Here is a 16,757-nt window from a genome sequence, read left to right as displayed (position 1 = left end):
GGTCCAGGCGGCGCTCGCCGCGGTGCTCCAGGAGGAGGGCGGCTGCGTCGTCGGCGGCACCGCCTGGACCTTCGCGAACGCCGGCACCGTGCCCCGCCGCTCCCTCGACCTCCTCGTCGTCGACGAGGCGGGCCAGTTCTCGCTCGCGCCCACGATCGCGAGCGCGGTCGCGGCCCAGCGCCTCCTGCTCCTCGGCGATCCGCAGCAGCTGCCCCAGGTCAGCCAGGGCTCGCACCCCGAGCCGGTCGACGAGTCGGCGCTCGGCTGGCTCGCCGACGGTCACGACGTCCTGCCCGCCGAGTACGGCTACTTCCTCGCGCAGACCTACAGGATGCACCCCGAGCTCGCGGCCGCCGTGTCCGAGCTGTCCTACGAGGGCGCGCTGAGGTCGCGGGCGCCCGAGGAGCGCCGCCTCGGGGGCGTCGCGCCGGGCCTGCACTCCGTCCCGGTCGTGCACGCCGGCGACACCACATCCTCGCCGGACGAGGCCCGCCGGGTCGTCGAGATCGCGAAGTCGATGATCGGCCGCACCTGGGTCGACGAGCACGGCGAGCGAAGCCTCACTGCGGCCGACGTGATCGTGGTCGCGCCCTACAACGCGCAGGGCGGGCTGCTGCGCGCCGCCCTCGACTCGGCGGGGCTCGACGAGACGGCGGTGGGCACCGTCGATCTCTTCCAGGGCCGCGAGGCGGTGATCGCGATCGTCTCGCTCGCGGCGTCCTCGGGCGCCGACGTCCCGCGCGGGCTCGAGTTCCTCCTCCTGCCCAACCGGCTGAACGTGGCGATCTCGCGGGCGAAGTGGGCCGCGTACCTCGTGCACTCGCCCGCGCTCGCCGCCTCGCTGCCCACGTCGCTCGTCGGACTCGAGCGGCTGTCGCGCTTCATCCGCCTGCTCGAGCGGGGTGCCGAGGCGGAGGAGTGACGGAATCGGTGGCCCGAGGGCCGCCTCAGCGATGTTCTCAGCGGCCATCGACGTGGTGGACGACGCGATCCGTCGCTACGGTGGAGGCATGAGAATCCTCCTGGTCGGCGCCGGCGGCGTCGGCGACGCCTTCGCCCGGATCGCCGCCCGTCGCACCTTCTTCGAGCAGATCATCGTCTGCGACTACGAACTGGCCCGCGCCGAGCGCACCGTCGCCTGGATCGCCGAGCGCCACGGCGTCGAGGGAGTCGAGGACCGCTTCGTCGCCGCCCGCATCGACGCCTCCGACGCCGAGAGCGTCGAGACCGTGGCGCGCGCTCACGGCGCCACCCACGTGATGAACGCCGTCGAGCCCAAGTTCGTGCCGACGATCTTCGCCGGAGCTCTCGCGGCCGGAGCGGACTACGTCGACATGGCCATGAGCCTGTCGCGCCCGCACCCCGACGAGCCGCACGCGCAGACGGGCGTGAAGCTCGGCGACGAGCAGTTCGAGGCGGCGGGGGAGTGGGAGTCTCGCGGGCGGCTCGCCCTCGTCGGCATGGGCGTGGAGCCGGGACTCTCGGACGTCTTCGCCCGCTACGCGTCGGACCACCTCTTCGACGAGATCGACGAGCTGGGCGTGCGCGACGGCGCGAACCTGGTGGTGCGCGACGAGAGCGGGGCCGAGGTCTTCGCTCCCTCCTTCTCGATCTGGACGACGATCGAGGAGTGCCTGAACCCGCCGGTGGTCTACGAGGAGGGTCGGGGCTGGTTCACCACGCCGCCCTTCTCCGAGCCCGAGGTGTTCGAGTTCCCCGAGGGCATCGGCCCCGTCGAGTGCGTCAACGTCGAGCACGAGGAGGTGCTCCTCATGCCGCGCTGGCTCGACGCGAAGCGGGTCACTTTCAAGTACGGGCTCGGCGAGCAGTTCATCGGCGTCCTGCGGACTCTGCACCTGCTGGGTCTGGACGGTGTCGAGCCGATCCGGGTGCGCTCCTCCGAGGGCCCGGTGATGGTCGCCCCGCGCGACGTGGTCGCGGCCGCACTGCCCGACCCCGCGGGCATCGGCCCCCGCATGACCGGGAAGACCTGCGCCGGCCTGTGGGTCAGCGGCACGAAGGACGGCGCGCACCGCGAGGTGTACCTCTACCACGTGAGCGACAACGAGTGGACGATGGCCGAGTACGGCGCCCAGTGCGTGGTCTGGCAGACGGCGCTGAACCCCGTCGTCGCCCTCGAGATGCTCGCCACCGGCGCCTGGTCGGGCGCGGGGGTGCTCGGTCCCGAGGCGTTCGACGCCGCCCCGTTCCTCGAGCTGATGGCGCGCCCGATCGAGGAGGGCGGGTACGGGCAGGCCTGGCACGTCCGCGAGGACACCCGACCCTAGGCTGGGCGCATGAGCAACGACGACGGGCTCGCCTCGGCGAGGGACGAGGCGCGAGCGGCACTCGAGGCCGCTCGGGCACTGCAGGCCGAGGCGGCTCGGGCGCTCGAGCGCGCCGAGGCGGCCGCCGCGGCGCTGGGCGCCGTGTCGGGTCCGGAGGAGGCGAGCGTGGTCGTGGACGACGTCCGGCTCGTCGAGGCGGTGCAGCACGAGGCGGCGCCCGTTGCGGCGCCGGCCCCGGCAGCCCCGGCCGCACCGGGCCCCCTCGCCGAGTCGTCCGTCGACGCGGTCCGCGCCGGCTACGCCTTCACCGGCCCGGTCCTCGAGCTCGGCGCCCTCGTCAACGGCGAGGCCCGCGCCGACGTGCCCGTCCGCCTCCCGCTGGGCATGCTCAACCGCCACGGCCTCGTCGTGGGCGCGACCGGCACCGGCAAGACCAAGACGCTGCAGGTCCTCGCCGAGCAGCTGTCCGCCGCCGGGGTCCCGGTGTTCGCCGCCGACATCAAGGGCGACCTCTCGGGTCTCGCCACCCCCGGCACCGCCGACGAGAAGCTCCTCGCCCGCACCCGCACCATCGGTCAGGAGTGGCGGGCGGAGGCGTCTCCCGCCGAGTTCTTCGCCCTGGGCGGCATCGGCACGGGCGTCCCCGTGCGCGCGACCGTCACCGGCTTCGGCCCGCTGCTGCTCTCGAAGGTCCTGGGTCTGAACGCGACCCAGGAATCGAGCCTGGGCCTGGTCTTCCACTACGCCGAGGGCGAGGGCCTCCCGCTCGTCGACCTCTCGGACCTGCGCGCCGTGCTCACCTACCTCGTCGGCGACGAGGGCAAGGGCGAGCTCGCCGAGCTGGGCGGCCTGTCCAAGGCCACCGCCGGCGTCATCCTCCGCGAGCTCATCGCCTTCGCCGACCAGGGCGCCGACGTGTTCTTCGGCGAGCCCGAGATCGACACCGCCGAGTTCCTCCGCACCACCGCCGACGGCCGAGGCGTCGTGAGCCTGCTCGAGGTGCCCGGAGTCGCGGACCGGCCCGCGCTCTTCTCGACGTTCCTGATGTGGCTGCTCGCCGACCTCTTCAACGACCTGCCCGAGGTGGGCGACCTCGACCGCCCGAAGCTCATCTTCTTCTTCGACGAGGCGCACCTGCTCTTCCGCGACGCGTCGAAGGACTTCCTCGCGGCGATCACCCAGACCGTGCGCCTCATCCGCTCGAAGGGGGTCGGCATCGTCTTCGTCACGCAGACGCCCAAGGACGTCCCGGGCGACGTCCTCGCGCAGCTCGGCTCGCGCATCCAGCACCAGCTGCGCTCCCACACCCCCGACGACGCGAAGGCGTTGAGGGCCACCGTGTCGACGTACCCGGAGTCGGACTACGACCTCGGCGAGACGCTCCAGGCCCTGCCGATCGGCGAGGCGATCGTGACGGTCATGAACGAGCGCGGAGCTCCCCCCCCGGTCGCGTGGACCCGCCTGCGCGCACCGCAGGGCTCGATGTCGCCGACCCCCGAGTCGGAGCGGGAGGCGAGCGTGCAGCGCTCCCCGCTGCTCGCGCGCTACGGCACCCCGCTCGACCGCGACTCCGCCCGCGAGATCCTCACCCGCCGGCTCGACGCCGCCGCCGACGCGGAGGAGGAGCGCCTCGCCGCCGAGGAGCGCGCCGAGGAGGAGGCCCGCCTCGCGCTCCTTCTCGCGGCGGGCCTGCTCCTTCGCGAGGCCGCCGAACGCCGCGCCGACGCCGCCGCCGAGCGGACCCGCCGCCGCACCGCACCCACCACCCGCAGCCGCACCCCGCGCCGCGAGAAGGGCGTCGTCGAACAGGTCCTCGGATCCTCGGCGGGGCAGACACTGCTCCGCGAGGTCGTGCGCGGCATCTTCGGCACCGCCCGCCGCCGCCGCTGACGGGGCCGTCGCCGCCGCTGACGGGGCCGTCTGCGGCGTTGTCGTCGGTCGCGATACCGCCGGTATCGCTCCCTCCTCCGCCTTGCATCCGACCCCGTCAGCGGCGGCGGCCCTGCGGGCGCCTTCGACGAGCGGGCGGCCCTGCGGGCGCCTTCGACGAGCGGGCGGCCCTGCGGGCGCCCCCTGCTGATCGAGTAGCCCGCGCAGCGGGCGTATCGAGATCCACCCGCTCCGGACCCCCCCCGCTAACGCCCGCGTGTTAGCGTCACTCCTCGTGACCGAGAGCCTCAGCACCCGAGACCGCATCCTCCGGGCGACCGCCCAGCTGCTGGCCGAGGGAGGGCGCGACGCCGTCTCGACCCGCGCGATCAGCTCGGCCGCCGGCGTCCAGGCGCCGACCATCTACCGGACCTTCGGCGACCTCCGCGGACTGCTCGACTCCGTCGTCGCCGCGGGCGTCGCCGACGCCCTGGTCGAGTTCGAGCGCAGCGACCCTCCGGCCGATCCCGTCGACGCCCTCCGCGCCGCCTGGGACCAGCACGTCGCCTTCGGACTCGCGCAGCCGCACGTCTACGCCCTGATGTTCACCGCCCGGCCGGGAGAGGAGTCGGAGGCGGCGCGCCTGTCCCGCGGCGCGCTGCTCGCGCACGTCCGCGCCGTCGCGGAGGCCGGACGCCTCACCGTCGACGTCGAGCACGCCGCCCGGCTGCTCCAGTCGGCGGCCCTCGGCTGCACTCTGACGCTCACCGCCGGCCAGGACGGCGACGACGACCTGTCCTCGCGCTCCCGCGAGGCGGTCCTCGCGACGATCACGACGTCGGAGGCGGGACCGACCGATCCTGCGGCCCGCGCCCTCGTCGCCCACGCGGTCGCCCTGCGCGCGGCGCTGGGCACGGTCGACGTGCTGAGCGACGCCGAGCGGACGCTGCTCGAGGAGTGGCTCGTCCGCATCGCCCGCTGACGCGCATCCGCCGCTGGTGCGCATCCGACCCCGAGACGGGTCGGGCCGGGAAAAGGAGAACGGTGCCCGTGCTGGCGAGAGCGACGGACACCGTTCGGCGGAGGATGGGGGATTCGAACCCCCGAGGGCTTTCACCCAACACGCTTTCCAAGCGTGCGCCATAGGCCACTAGGCGAATCCTCCAGGCGCGACCGTGATCGCGACCTCATGCACACTACACGGAACCGAGGCCCGCTGCAGACCACGGGGCGCTCGTCGACTCCCGCGGATCGGGTTAGACTGTCTCCCGGCTCCCCGCGTGGCGCCATCCAGGCCAACTCCCCCAGGGCGGAAACGCAGCAAGGGTAACCGGGCTCTGGCGGGTGCGCGGGGGGTCTTCTCCGTTAAGCGCGGGCGACGCTCCGGTCCGCTGAGCGGCGGCGACGCATCCGGCCCCAGGCGCTTCTCCCCAGCCCGCGCCCCGTGCACGCCCTCCCATCCTGGAGCGACTGCCCAGCCTCGCCGCGGGCCCCGTCGGTAGGGTGGCTCCGATGGTCCAGAGCATCTACATCTCGTCCGCTGAAGGTCACTCCGGCAAGTCCACGGTCGCCCTCGGCGTCCTCGACATGCTCAACAGCCAGGTGCAGCGGGTGGGCGTCTTCCGGCCCATCGCCCGCTCCACCTCCGAGCCCGACTACGTGCTCGAGATGCTGCTCGGCCACTCCGACTCCGGTCTCGCCTACGACGACTGCATCGGCGTCACCTACGAGGACGTGCACGCCGACGGCGAGGCCGCCCTCTCGCGCATCGTCGAGCGCTACAAGGGCGTGGAGGCGCAGTGCGACGCCGTCGTGATCCTCGGCTCCGACTACACCGACGTGGGCAGCCCCACCGAGCTGGGCTACAACGCCCGCATCGCCGCCAACCTCGGGGCCCCCGTCCTGCTCGTGCTCACCGGGCGCGACGTGTCCCGGAGCGAGCAGCTGGGCCAGGCGCCCGCGCGCACCCCGGAGGAGATGCGCCAGATCACCGAGCTCGCCGCGGTCGAGCTGCGCACCGCGCACGCCACGCTCATCGGGGTGGTCGCCAACCGCGCCGATCCCGCCACCGCTCCCGCCGCCGTCGAGGCGATCCGCGGGGGTCTGCCGGCGGGCGTCCCCGTCTGGGCCATCCGCGAGGATCCGTTCCTCGTCGCCCCGAGCGTGTCCCGGATCGTCGAGGCGGTCGACGGGGTCGTCGTCGCCGGCGATCCCGAGCTGCTCGGCCGCGAGGCGCTCGGCGTCGTCGTCGCCGGCATGTCCATGGTCAACGTGCTCCCGCGCCTCATGGAGGGCGGCGTCGTCATCGTCCCGGGCGACCGGCCCGAGGTCGTGCTCGCGGTGATCATGGCGCACGCCTCCGGCAACTTCCCGACCGTCTCGGCGATCATCCTCAACGGCGGCTTCGAGCTGCCCGAGCCGATCGTCCGTCTGATCGAGGGCGTCGACACGCCGCTGCCGATCATCATGACCGAGCTCGGCACCTACGACACCGCCGTGCGCGTCACGGCCGCCCGCGGCCGCCTCGCCGCCGACTCGCCGCGCAAGCGCGACACTTCGCTCGCGCTCGTCGAGGAGGCGATCGACGCGGTCGAGCTGCTGACCCTCCTCGACGTCGGCCGGTCCGACGTCGTCACCCCGCTCATGTTCGAGTACGGGCTCATCGAGCGCGCCCGCATCGCCGACCGCCACATCGTGCTGCCCGAGGGCGGCGACGACCGCATCCTGCGCGCCGCGGCCACCGTGCTCAAGCGCGGCATCGCGCGCCTGACGATCCTGGGCGAGGAGTCGGAGGTGCGCGGCCGGGCCGCGGGCCTCGGCGTCGACATCGACGGCGCGCGCGTCCTCAGCGTCCTCGACCCCGAGCACCGGGCTCGGTTCGCGGAGGAGTACGCCCGCATCCGCGCGCACAAGGGCATCACCTACGACCACGCCTTCGACACCGTCACCGACGTCTCGTACTTCGGCACGATGATGGTGCAGCTCGGCCTCGCCGACGGCATGGTCTCGGGCGCCGCGCACACGACGGCGCACACCATCCGCCCCGGTTTCGAGATCATCAAGACCAGCCCCGGCGTCTCGGTGGTCTCGAGCGTCTTCCTGATGGCGCTCGCCGACCGCGTGCTCGTCTACGGCGACTGCGCCGTGAACCCCGATCCCACCGAGGCGCAGCTGGCCGACATCGCGATCTCCTCGGCCGAGACCGCGCAGCAGTTCGGCATCGACCCGCGCATCGCGATGCTCTCGTACTCCACCGGCGAGAGCGGGGCCGGAGCCGACGTCGAGAAGGTGCGCGCTGCGACGGCGCTGGTGCGCGAGCGCCGGCCCGACCTGCTCGTCGAGGGTCCGATCCAGTACGACGCGGCAGCGGATGCGGCCGTCGCCGCCTCGAAGATGCCCGGCTCGCGGGTGGCCGGCCGCGCCACCGTGTTCATCTTCCCCGACCTCAACACGGGCAACAACACGTACAAGGCGGTGCAGCGCTCGGCCGGAGCCGTCGCGATCGGCCCCGTCCTGCAGGGCCTCCGCAAGCCCGTCAACGACCTCAGCCGCGGCGCCCTCGTCCAGGACATCGTCAACACCGTCGCGATCACGGCCATCCAGGCCGCGACTCAGGCGATCGTGCCGCCCACCTCCGCCATCCCCGTCGTCCGCTGACGCCACCCGCGTCGCCGCCCCTCCGACCCCGACCCCCAGGAGTCCCCTCATGTCCGTCGTCCTCGTCGTCAACAGCGGTTCGTCGTCGTTCAAGTACCAGCTCATCGAGATGACGACGGAGGAGACGCTCGCCAGCGGCCTCGTCGAGCGGATCGGCGAGGAGACGGGGCGCACGAAGCACACCCGCGACGGCGAGAGCATCGAGATCGAGGGTCCGATCCCGGACCACACCGCCGGATTCGACGCCATGATCCGCGCCTTCGACGAGAACGGGCCGAGCCTGTCGGAGTTCCCGCCCGTCGCGGTCGGGCACCGCGTCGTGCACGGCGGCAAGCGCTTCTACGAGGCGACCGTCGTCACCGACCTCGTCAAGATCAACATCGAGGACCTCTCCGACCTCGCGCCCCTGCACAACCCGGCGAACCTCGAGGGCATCGAGGCCGCGCAGAAGGCGTTCCCCGACGTCCCGCACGTCGCCGTCTTCGACACCGCGTTCCACCACACCCTGCCGGCCGAGGCGTCGACGTACGCGATCCCGGCCGAGCTCGCCGACAAGCACCGCATCCGCCGCTACGGCTTCCACGGCACGTCGCACAAGTTCGTGTCCGAGGCCGCCGCCGCCTACCTCGGCCGTCGCCGCTCCGACCTCAAGACGATCGTCCTCCACCTCGGCAACGGCGCCTCGGTCTGCGCGGTCGACGGCGGAGCCTCGGTCGAGACCTCCATGGGCATGACCCCGCTCGAGGGGCTCGTCATGGGCACCCGCTCCGGCGACCTCGACCCGGCGGTCGTCTTCCACCTCGCCCGCAAGGCGGGCCTGTCGATCGACGAGCTCGACACGATCCTCAACCGCCGCAGCGGCCTCCTCGGCCTCTCCGGCCGCGGCGACATGCGCGACGTGCAGGAGGCGTCCGAGGCCGCTGACGAGAAGGCCGCCGCCGCCCTCGAGGTCTACTACCCCCGCCTCCGCCACTACATCGGCGCGTACTACGCCCAGCTCGGCCGCGTCGACGCGATCGTCTTCACCGCAGGAGTCGGCGAGAACGTCCCCGCGGTCCGCGCCGGCGCCCTCCGCGGCCTCGAGGGCCTCGGCATCGAGCTCGACCCCGAGCGCAACGCGGCCCGCGACCGCGGAGCCCGCCGCATCTCGACCGACGACTCCCGCGTCGCCGTCCTCGTCATCCCCACCAACGAGGAACTCGAGATCGCCCGGCAGTCCTTATCGGTCGTCTAGCGGCTGCGCCGCTGGACGACCCGCGGTCGGCTTCCGAGGTGGGCGCGTTCGCGAGAGCGGAGTGCGTAGGGCTGCCCTGACTCCTGCGTCGAGGCGACGGCGCGCACCGGCATGGAGCTCGGCCTGCACGTCACCCTGGTCTCCGACGCCACCGCGGCGTTCTCGGAGGAGGGCATGCTCGCCGCCACCGCGGCGTTCTCGGAGGAGGGCATGCTCGCCGCCCGCATCAACGGCCCGATGTACGCCCACGCGATCCTCGGCACCAGCGAGGTCGTGGACCTGCTCGCTCCGTCCGCGTCCTGAGCGGCCGGTCCTCGTCGGACCGGCCCGAGGGCGGCGTCCCTCGGGGTGCCGCCCGCACTCCTCCGAGGCGACGGCGGCGATGACCGTCCGGCGCCTCCTCGGCCTCTGATCGCCCGGCGCTGCTCTCCGGCGGTCAGAGCTCCCGGAGCGGCTGCTCCCTCCCGCACCCCCCTCCGCCGCGGCCCGGCGCCACGACGGCGATCTGGTGGCGGAGGTGTGCGAGCAGGGTCGGCAGCGGATCGCCGAGGTGGAGGGTCGCCGTCGTCGTCACGTGGATCACGGACGTGATCACGCGGGCGCGGATCGCCGCGTCGCCGCGGTCGATCCCGCTGCCCCGGCGCAGGATCCCGCCCACCCCCTCCTCGAGCCGCTGCGACAGGGCGAGGCCCTCGCGGCGGTGCGCCTCCTCGGGGTCCCCGGACACGAGCTCGTGCAGGTAGATCCGGCCGTTCTCCGGATGCTCGCGGAGGCAGGCGACGACCGGCGTGATCAGGGCGAGGACCCTCTCGAGAGCGTCCCTCGCGGGCGCCTCCGCAGCGGCGAGCCCGTCGTCGATCGCCGCTCCGAACTTCCGGTTCTGCACCATGATCAGCAGCTCGGCCTTCGTCGCGGCGTAGAGGTAGAGCGTGCCGATCGCCACGTCGGCACGGTCGGCGATCTGCTGGGTGGTCACTCCGCCGACGCCGCGCTCGGCGAACAGCACGCGCGCCGCCTCCTCGATGCGACGCTGCTTGTCCTCCTTCGCCCGTTCGCGACGGCCGGGCGGCTTCTCCTTGAACCCCATCGACTCCTCCTTGACAAAATTACTGAGTGTGCTCATCCTTGAGTGTACTCGGATGAGCGGAGAGGAGCACCGCCCGCCGCCGGATCGGACAGGAGACCGGATCGACATGGCAGGGTCATCGAACGCGGAGGCGGGACGGGCGTCCTTCCTCGACGCACCGACGCGCCACGTCCGCGTGCGCGGCGAGGACGTCGTGTACCGCGACCTCGGCACCGCCCGGGACGGAGTGCCTCCGCTCGTCGCCCTCACCCGTCTCGGCGCCAACCTCGACAGCTGGGACCCGGAGGTCGTCGACCCGCTGGCCGCCGACCGCCGAGTGCTGCTGATCGGCTACCGCGGCGTCGGCGGCTCGGGCGGCACGGTCAGGCGGTCGTTCGAGGAGGCGGCCGACGACGTCATCGCCGCGGTCGGCGCGCTGGGGCTCGAACGCATCGACCTCTTCGGGCAGTCGATGGGCGGGATGGTCGCCCAGGCCGTCCTGGAGCGCGCTCCGGCCCTCGTCGACCGCGTGGTCCTCGCGTCGACCGGCCCCCAGGGCGGTCCGGGCCTCACGCGGATGACCGGCGTGATGGCCCGCACCGTTCTGCGAGGGGCGCTGACGGCCACCGACCCCGCGGCCCTGCTCTTCTTCACCCGCACGCCGGCCGGTCGCCGGGCAGCGGCCGAGCACGACGCGCGGCTCGAGCGACGCCGGGCCGACCGCGACCGTCCGGTCTCACTCGGCGTCGTCCGCGCACAGCTGCAGGCCGTGCGGCGCTGGGGCGAGCGGTCCGCGCCGGGCGGCAGGTTCCCCCACCCCGCACTGATCCTCCACGGCGACGCCGACCGCATGGTCCCGCCCGAGAACACCGAGCCGCTGCGCCGCCGCTTCGACGACGCCCTCGTGCTCGTCTTCTCCGACTCCGGCCACGGAGCCGTTCCCCAGAACCGCCACGACGTCCTCGACGCCGTCCGGACCTTCCTCCGCCGCTGACCCGCGGCCCGCACACCACACCAGGAGAACCCCCATGCGAGCATTCGTCCTCGACGCCTACAAGCAGCCCCTCCACGAGACCGACGTCGCCGAGCCCGTCGTCGGCCCCCGCGACGTCCTCGTCCAGGTCGGCGCCGCCGGCCTCAACCAGCTCGACGAGAAGATCCGGGCGGGGGAGTTCACGACGCTTCTCCCGTACAGGACGCCCCTCGTCCTCGGGCACGACGTCGCGGGCACGGTCCTGCGCGTGGGCGCCCAGGTGAGCCGGGTGCAGGTCGGCGACAGCGTCTACGCCCGCCCCCGAGACCACCGCATCGGCACCTTCGCCGAGCGGATCGCGATCGACGAGGCCGACGTGGCCCTCGCCCCGTCCTCGATCAGCGCCGTCGACGCGGCCTCCCTGCCCCTGGTCGCGCTGACCGCCTGGCAGGCGCTCGTCGAGAGGGGGAACGTGCAGCCCGGGCAGAAGGTGCTGATCCACGCCGGCTCAGGAGGCCTGGGCAGCATCGCGATCCAGCTCGCGAAGCACCTCGGGGCGCACGTCGCCACGACGGCCTCCGCCGCCAACGCCGACTTCGTCCGGAACCTGGGCGCCGACGTCGTCCTCGACTACCGCTCGCAGGACTTCGAGGAGGAGCTCTCGGGCTACGACCTCGTGCTCGACAGCCTCGGCGGCGAGAACCTCGAGAAGTCGCTCCGCGTCCTCCGGCGCGGCGGCAGGGCCATCGGCGTCTCCGGCCCGCCCGAGCCGGCCTTCGCGAAGGCGAGCGGCATGAACCCGGTGCTGCGCCTCGCGGTCGCCGCACTCAGCCGCAAGGTCCGGGGGCAGGCGAAGACGCTGGGGGTGAGCTACGAGTTCCTCCTCATGCGCGCCAGCGGCGAGCAGCTGGACCGCATCACCGAGCTCGTCGACGCAGGGGCCCTGCGCCCGGTCGTCGGGGCGACGTTCCCCTTCCACGAGACGTCCGCGGCGATGGAGTCGCTGCGCTCGTCCCGCACCCGCGGCAAGACCGTCGTCCTCGGCCTCTGACCCCCACCCCTCCCCGCACGACCGTTCCAGAAGGAGCACCCACCATGAGCACCGCAGAGCCCGTCATCACGTCCTACGCCCTCGCCCCCGCGAAGAGCATCACCACGCACGGCAAGACCTTCGCGTACCGCGAGCTCGGCCCGGAGGAGGCGGTCCCCGTCGTCTTCTTCGTGCACCTGGCCGCGACGCTCGACAACTGGGATCCGCGCATCGTCGACGCGATCGCGCAGAACCGCCGCGTGATCACCTTCGACCAGCAGGGCGTCGGCGCGTCCGGAGGCACCGTTTCGGGCACGATCGAGGAGGCGGCCGACGACGCGTACACCTTCCTCCGCGGCCTCGGCTACGACCTCGTCGACGTCTTCTCGTTCTCGATGGGCGGCATGATCGCGCAGGACCTGGTCGTGAAGCACCCCGAGCTGGTGCGCAGGCTCGTGCTCACCGGCACCGGCCCGCGCGGCGGGAAGGACATGGACAAGGTCGTGGGAGTCACCTACTACGACCTCGTCCGCTCGGTCCTCGCCCGCTCCGACATCAAGGAGTTCCTCTTCTTCAACCGCGACGCCGCAGGCAAGAAGGCGGCGAAGGAGTTCGTCGGACGTCTGACGGAGCGCACGGTCGATCGCGACGAGAAGATCAGCACCAGAGCCTTTACCACCCAGCTGAAGGCGATCCAGCGGTTCGGCCGCTCCGCCCCGTCGGACCTCTCGATCATCACCCAGCCGACCCTCATCGCCAACGGCGACAACGACCGCATGGTCCCGTCGGTGCTGTCCCACGATCTGCACAGGCGCGTCGCCGGGTCCGAGCTCATCGTCTACCCCAACTCGGGCCACGGCGGGATCTTCCAGTACTGGCAGGAATTCGCCCCGGTCGCCGCGAAGTTCCTGTCCGCCTGAGCCGGGCGGCGTCGTACTTCGGCGCACCCCGACTCCTGCTGGTCGAGCAGCCCCACCGGACTCCTGCTGGTCGAGCAGCCCCGCAGGGGCGTATCGAGACCCGCGTCCACCAGCAGACCGGCGCTGAGGTCCGGCCTTCCGGTGATGGTGGACCTCGAGACGCCCGTTGAGCGGGCTACTCGATCAGCAGGCTGCTCTCCTCACAGACCCGCCGCAGCCCCCGGACTGCGGCCGCCACTCATCCCTCCCGCACCCGCTCCTCACCCGAGTACACGTTGAACCCGGATCCGCGGCTGAAGCCGATCAGCGTCAGTCCGGCTCGCCGCGCCAGATCCACGGCCAGCGACGACGGCGCCCCGACCGCCGCGAGCAGCGGGATCCCCGCCATCACGGCCTTCTGCACCAGCTCGAACGACGCGCGCCCCGACACCTGCAGCAGCGTCCCGCGCAGCGGGAGCCGCCCCTCGCGCAGACCCCAGCCCACCACCTTGTCGACCGCGTTGTGCCGTCCCACGTCCTCGCGGAGGCAGAGCAGCGAGCCGTCGGACTCGAACAGCCCCGCCGCATGCACCCCGCCGGTCCGCTCGAAGAGGGCCTGCGCCCCCCGCAGCCGATCCGGGAGCGACGCGATCAGATCGGACGGCGCCGTCACCCGGTCCTCGTCGACGGTCCACGCCGACTCCGTCGTCACGGCGTCCAGGGATGCGAGCCCGCAGACCCCGCACGAGCTGCTCGTGTAGACCGATCGCTCCCGCTCCAGCAGCACCGCCGCGCGCCCGCCGCGCACGGTCGCGTCGACCACGTTGTACGTGTTCTCGCCCGGACCGGCACCGCTCGCGCAGTAGCGCAGCGCCGCGAGCTGGTCGGTGGCGGTGAGCACCCCCTCCGAGACCAGGAAGCCGGCGACGAGGTCGAAGTCCTCGCCCGGGGTGCGCATCGTCACGCTGAAGCGGCGGCCCCCCACGCGGATCTCGAGCGGCTCCTCGACCGCGAGCACGTCCTCGCGGCGTCGGTCCGGCTCCGCGAGTCGGACGGCGGTCAGTCGGGTCCTCGTGCTCGCGCGGCTCATGTCGGTCTCCTCTTCGAGCGGTGCTGTCCATCCTCGCACCGGCGCGCGTCCCCGGGCCGCCCCGTCCGTTCCCCGGCTGCGCGACGTAGCATGCAGGGATGGTCGATGACGCCGCACCCCGAGAGACTCCGATCGACGAGCGAGGCCTCACGGTCGGCGCCCGCAAGCACCGTGCGGTCGGCATCCCCGGAGTCGCGCACGCCCTGCAGATCTCGATGAAGCAGATGGGTCCGCTGCGCAGCGCCGAGACCCTGCTCCGCGTGAACCAGAAGACCGGCTTCGACTGCCCCGGCTGCGCCTGGCCCGAGGCCGACAAGCGCCACGTCGCCGAGTTCTGCGAGAACGGAGCGAAGGCGGTGGCCGAGGAGGCGACCCTCCGCACCGTCACCCCGGCCTTCTTCGCGCAGCATCCGCTGTCCGAGCTCGAGACGTGGGACGACTTCGCCCTGGGCCAGCAGGGCCGCCTCACCGAGCCGATGCTGCTCGAGGAGGGCGGTACCCACTACCGCCCGATCGGCTGGGACGATGCACTCGACCTCGTCGCCGAGGAGCTGGGTGCGTGCGCGAGCCCGGACGAGGCGATCTTCTACACCTCCGGCCGCACCTCCAACGAGGCCGCCTTCGTCTACCAGCTGCTGGTGCGCGGCTTCGGCACCAACAACCTCCCCGACTGCTCGAACATGTGCCACGAGTCCAGCGGGTCCGCGCTGACCGAGACGATCGGCATCGGCAAGGGCTCGGTCAGCCTCCGCGACATCGAGCGCGCACCCCTGATCATCGTCGCCGGGCAGAACCCGGGCACGAACCACCCGCGGATGCTCACCTCGCTCGAGCGCGCCAAGCGGGCCGGCAGCACGATCGTCGCCGTGAATCCCCTGCCCGAGGCGGGCCTGCTCCGCTTCGACAACCCGCAGACCGTGCGCGGCACGATCGGCGGCGGCACCGCCCTCGCCGACCACTTCCTCCAGGTCCGCCTCGGCGGCGACCAGGCCCTGTTCCAGGGCTTCGGCAAGGCGCTGCTCGACCTCCAGGAGTCGCGCGGCGGGGTCTTCGACCACGCGTTCATCGAGCAGTCCACCGACGGGCTCGAGGCCTACCTCGACGAGCTGCGCGGCACCGAGTGGTCCGAGATCGAGCTCGGCAGCGGGATCGACGAGGCGCGGATCCGCGCGATCGCCGAGCTGATCGCCGCGTCCGAGGGGACGATCGTCTGCTGGGCGATGGGGCTCACCCAGCACCGCCACTCCGTCGCCACGCTCAAGGACGTCGTGAACGTGCTGCTGCTCACCGGCAGCATCGGCAAGCCCGGCGCGGGCGTCTGCCCCGTGCGCGGCCACTCCAACGTGCAGGGCGACCGCACGATGGGCATCTTCGAGCGGATGCCGGACGTGTTCCACGACCGGCTCGACGCCGAGTTCTCGTTCTCGTCGCCGCGCAAGCACGGCACCGACACCGTCGCCGCGATCCGTGCGATGCGCGACGGGACGGCGCGCGTCTTCATGGGACTCGGCGGCAACTTCGCGCGCGCCACCCCCGACACCGCGGTGACCGAGGCGGCGATGCGCTCGCTCGCGCTGACCGTGCACGTCTCGACCAAGCTGAACCGCTCGCACGTCGTCACCGGGCGCCGCGCCCTGATCCTGCCCACCCTCGGGCGCACCGACGCCGATGTCCGGGCCACGGGGGAGCAGCGCGTCACCGTCGAGGACTCGATGAGCGCCGTGCACGCCTCGCGCGGGCGCCTCGCTCCGCCGAGCGGGCACCTGCGCTCCGAGGTCGCGATCCTCACCGGGATCGCGGAGCGGCTGCTCGCGGATCGCGAGAACGCACCGGTCGTCGACTGGGCCGCGCTGCGGGAGGACTACCGCCTCATCCGCGGGCACATCGCGAACGTCGTGCCCGGATTCGAGGACTTCGAGGCACGGGTCAGCGCTCCCGGCGGCTTCGTCCTCCCGCACCCGCCGCGGGATGAGCGCCGCTTCGAGACGGCGACCGGACGGGCCCGGTTCACCGCGAATCCGCTCGAGTACCCCCGGGTGCCCGAGGGTCGGCTGCTGCTGCAGACCCTGCGCTCGCACGACCAGTTCAACACCACGATCTACGGCCGCGACGACCGCTACCGCGGCATCCACGGCGGGCGGCGCGTGGTCTTCGTGAACGCCTCCGACCTCGCCGCGCTCGGCATCGCCGACGGCGCGATGGTCGATCTGGTGTCGGAGTGGGAGGACGGCGTCGAGCGCCGGGCGCCGGAGTTCCGCACCGTCGCCTACGACACCCCGCGCGGCTGCGCGGCCGCCTACTACCCCGAGACCAACGTGCTCGTGCCGCTCGACTCGACCGCCCGGATCAGCGGCACGCCCACGTCGAAGTCGGTCGTCGTCCGGCTCGAGCCGGTGGGGTGAGCGCTACCAGGGCAGCGGCAGGAGGCGGACGGAGTCGCCGACCCGCGCGCCGCCGGCCGGCACCACCGCGACGGCCTCCGACGCCGCGAGCCCGGTGAGCATGTGCGAGCGGATGCCCGCCGCGGCCCGCCAGCCGCCCTCGCCGCGCGAGACGGGGACGAGCACCGTCGTGCCCGGCCGGCCGAGCGGCTCGCCCAGCGTTCCGCTGCCGGGCATCCGCGGCGTCGCTCCGGCCGCGGCGTCGAGCAC

At 72.9% G+C, this 16,757-nt stretch carries 12 protein-coding genes, 1 tRNA gene, 1 other RNA gene and 2 pseudogenes; 12 read left to right on the top strand and 4 right to left on the bottom strand.

Annotated features, from left to right (window positions below; genetic code table 11):
* From NB037_RS15060 to NB037_RS15045, 4 genes are all read left to right on the top strand, one after another.
* Positions 1 to 922, top strand: a 922-nt coding sequence (locus NB037_RS15060) for a DEAD/DEAH box helicase (RefSeq protein ID WP_251947042.1), incomplete at its 5' end; no start/stop codon positions are given.
* Between the two features lie 88 nt (positions 923 to 1,010).
* Entirely contained in the window at positions 1,011 to 2,288 is a 1,278-nt protein-coding gene (locus NB037_RS15055) for a saccharopine dehydrogenase family protein (protein WP_251947040.1), read from the top strand.
* A gap of 9 nt (positions 2,289 to 2,297) precedes the next feature.
* Positions 2,298 to 4,178 (top strand): helicase HerA-like domain-containing protein, encoded by a 1,881-nt coding sequence (locus NB037_RS15050; RefSeq protein ID WP_251947037.1) that lies wholly within the window; start codon positions 2,298 to 2,300, stop codon positions 4,176 to 4,178.
* A gap of 274 nt (positions 4,179 to 4,452) precedes the next feature.
* The gene (locus NB037_RS15045; RefSeq protein WP_251947035.1) at positions 4,453 to 5,139 is read left to right on the top strand and encodes a TetR/AcrR family transcriptional regulator; all 687 of its coding nucleotides are present in this window, start codon (positions 4,453 to 4,455) and stop codon (positions 5,137 to 5,139) included.
* A gap of 98 nt (positions 5,140 to 5,237) precedes the next feature.
* Here NB037_RS15045 and NB037_RS15040 read toward each other — a convergent pair.
* A tRNA-Ser gene (locus tag NB037_RS15040) sits at positions 5,238 to 5,322 on the bottom strand.
* Between the two features lie 102 nt (positions 5,323 to 5,424).
* Here NB037_RS15040 and ffs point away from each other — a divergent pair.
* The 4 genes and pseudogenes from ffs to NB037_RS15020 all read left to right on the top strand — a co-directional run.
* Positions 5,425 to 5,521: signal recognition particle sRNA small type (gene ffs, locus NB037_RS15035), an RNA gene on the top strand.
* Positions 5,522 to 5,669: 148 nt separating this feature from the next.
* Positions 5,670 to 7,814, top strand: a complete 2,145-nt coding sequence (pta, locus tag NB037_RS15030) for a phosphate acetyltransferase (RefSeq protein WP_251947033.1) — start codon at positions 5,670 to 5,672, stop codon at positions 7,812 to 7,814.
* A gap of 49 nt (positions 7,815 to 7,863) precedes the next feature.
* Positions 7,864 to 9,048: an acetate/propionate family kinase gene (locus NB037_RS15025; protein WP_251947031.1), complete on the top strand. Its 1,185-nt coding sequence runs from the start codon at positions 7,864 to 7,866 to the stop codon at positions 9,046 to 9,048.
* Positions 9,049 to 9,138: 90 nt separating this feature from the next.
* Positions 9,139 to 9,351, top strand: a pseudogene (locus NB037_RS15020) (hypothetical protein); the annotation flags it as partial.
* A 133-nt stretch (positions 9,352 to 9,484) separates the two neighbouring features.
* On the opposite strand, the gene NB037_RS15015 reads toward NB037_RS15020, so the two are convergent.
* Positions 9,485 to 10,171, bottom strand: a complete 687-nt coding sequence (locus NB037_RS15015; protein ID WP_251947027.1) for a TetR/AcrR family transcriptional regulator — start codon at positions 10,169 to 10,171, stop codon at positions 9,485 to 9,487.
* A gap of 70 nt (positions 10,172 to 10,241) precedes the next feature.
* On the opposite strand from NB037_RS15015, the gene NB037_RS15010 reads away from it, so the two are divergent.
* The 3 genes from NB037_RS15010 to NB037_RS15000 are packed head-to-tail and all read left to right on the top strand — an operon-like array spanning position 10,242 to position 13,037.
* Complete coding sequence (locus NB037_RS15010) at positions 10,242 to 11,108, top strand: alpha/beta fold hydrolase (RefSeq protein WP_251947025.1); 867 nt, start codon at positions 10,242 to 10,244, stop codon at positions 11,106 to 11,108.
* 34 nt (positions 11,109 to 11,142) lie between these two features.
* Positions 11,143 to 12,138, top strand: a complete 996-nt coding sequence (locus NB037_RS15005; protein ID WP_251947023.1) for an NADP-dependent oxidoreductase — start codon at positions 11,143 to 11,145, stop codon at positions 12,136 to 12,138.
* Positions 12,139 to 12,182: 44 nt separating this feature from the next.
* Positions 12,183 to 13,037 (top strand): alpha/beta fold hydrolase, encoded by an 855-nt coding sequence (locus NB037_RS15000; protein WP_251947021.1) that lies wholly within the window; start codon positions 12,183 to 12,185, stop codon positions 13,035 to 13,037.
* Positions 13,038 to 13,275: 238 nt separating this feature from the next.
* On the opposite strand, the gene fdhD is transcribed toward NB037_RS15000, so the two are convergent.
* Positions 13,276 to 14,106: a formate dehydrogenase accessory sulfurtransferase FdhD gene (gene fdhD, locus NB037_RS14995; protein ID WP_251947019.1), complete on the bottom strand. Its 831-nt coding sequence runs from the start codon at positions 14,104 to 14,106 to the stop codon at positions 13,276 to 13,278.
* 98 nt (positions 14,107 to 14,204) lie between these two features.
* Here fdhD and NB037_RS14990 point away from each other — a divergent pair, with 98 nt between their 5' ends.
* Positions 14,205 to 16,508, top strand: a complete 2,304-nt coding sequence (locus NB037_RS14990) for an FdhF/YdeP family oxidoreductase (protein WP_251947017.1) — start codon at positions 14,205 to 14,207, stop codon at positions 16,506 to 16,508.
* A gap of 3 nt (positions 16,509 to 16,511) precedes the next feature.
* On the opposite strand, the pseudogene NB037_RS14985 reads toward NB037_RS14990, so the two are convergent.
* Positions 16,512 to 16,757 (bottom strand): annotated as a pseudogene (locus tag NB037_RS14985) (hypothetical protein); the annotation flags it as partial.

This window comes from Rathayibacter rubneri (assembly GCF_023743255.1).
GTDB classification, from domain to species: domain Bacteria; phylum Actinomycetota; class Actinomycetes; order Actinomycetales; family Microbacteriaceae; genus Rathayibacter; species Rathayibacter rubneri.
This window is presented reverse-complemented; position numbering and strand designations above follow the sequence as displayed.